The organism is Pseudomonas agronomica, from assembly GCF_025917275.1.
Lineage (GTDB): Bacteria > Pseudomonadota > Gammaproteobacteria > Pseudomonadales > Pseudomonadaceae > Aquipseudomonas > Aquipseudomonas agronomica.
Window position 1 is genome coordinate 1 of sequence record NZ_JAOSHO010001166.1, and the last position, 233, is coordinate 233.

The window sequence follows — 233 nt, forward strand, 5'->3', positions numbered from 1 at the left end:
CTGGGCTGCGAAGCGGCCCCAAAATCGACGACTGCTGCGCAGCCGAGCGGGAGCAAGCTCCCTCGCCACAGTGGCTTGCGGTGTAGCGGCTATCGGGGATCGACGTTATCCAACGCCCGATTCGCCAGCAACGAACCCAGCTCGATCAACTGCTGGATCCCAAGCAGCACATGACGGTTGGAGCCTTCCATATCGAAAGCCAGTTCACTGACCATCGCATCGGCTGATGCCAA

The 233-nt window shown here is 60.5% G+C and carries 1 protein-coding gene; it reads right to left on the reverse strand.

Annotated elements, in window-relative coordinates; all coding sequences use genetic code 11:
- Positions 1 to 89 precede the first annotated feature (89 nt).
- The coding region (locus OC610_RS29400; protein ID WP_264433396.1) for a DUF6124 family protein at positions 90 to 233 on the reverse strand (144 nt) is incomplete at its 5' end.